The following is a 677-nucleotide window of genomic DNA, read 5'->3' as shown; positions in this document are numbered from 1 at the left end:
GCTTTTGATTTTTATGTCCATTTATTGGTTGAGAAAAGACGAAAAGATGTCAGAAAGTAAGGAGATAATTTTACGGATAGGCTAATGCTCCATAATGGTATCGTATAAGAATAGTTGCGGGTTTACGTGCCAGCATTTTCCGCAGGAAAATCAGACGTAGTAACTTGTAACTACTCTTGGTTAAGCCCAAAATTGAGCAATTATTTTTATACATTGTTGTGTGTTCGTACTTATTTATTCCATTAAAAATTTCAGTTCGTCACAAGTCTTACTCGGTATAAATTCAGTCAATTCATAATCGGCTAACTCATTTGTCTTAAAGGGGTCTTTTTTAATAATTTTTTCTAATTCCGATTTGTTTTCAACTTTAGACAATATTATTCCACCAGTTCTTGGGATTTTTCGTCCAGAAGCGAGAAAATTTCCCAATTCATATTGTTCATTTAGAAATTCGATATGTTCGTTTAAATGTTGGTCAACTTTTTCCAGTTCCGTTTTGTATGTCAGATTTATAATGAACATTTATTATTTGTTTTTCAATTCAGTTTTTAGTTATTATTAAGTTTGTTGTGGTATGACACACAACGTTCGATGTATGATTTGTTGCGTGAAAATCCGCCAGGATTTTCAGATTAAGAAACGAAGATAGCAAAAGTGCGAGGATTTTCCGATAGGAA

At 32.5% G+C, this 677-nt stretch carries 1 protein-coding gene; it reads right to left on the bottom strand.

Annotated features, from left to right (window positions below; translation table 11 throughout):
• Window positions 1-234 precede the first annotated feature (234 nt).
• Window positions 235-522, bottom strand: a complete 288-nt coding sequence (locus tag HHX25_RS21060; RefSeq protein ID WP_169677390.1) for a YciI family protein — start codon at window positions 520-522, stop codon at window positions 235-237.
• Between the last annotated feature and the right edge of the window lie 155 nt (window positions 523-677).

The sequence above is a fragment of the Flavivirga algicola genome, assembly GCF_012910715.1.
GTDB classification, from domain to species: Bacteria; Bacteroidota; Bacteroidia; order Flavobacteriales; family Flavobacteriaceae; genus Flavivirga; species Flavivirga algicola.
The sequence above is the reverse complement of the archived record's forward strand: the minus strand, read 5'-3'. Positions and strand labels throughout refer to the sequence as shown.

Coding starts and splice junctions, on each gene's coding strand:
- HHX25_RS21060 (WP_169677390.1), bottom strand. CDS start 522: ATGTTCATTATAAATCTGACATACAAAACGGAACTGGAAAAAGTTGAC.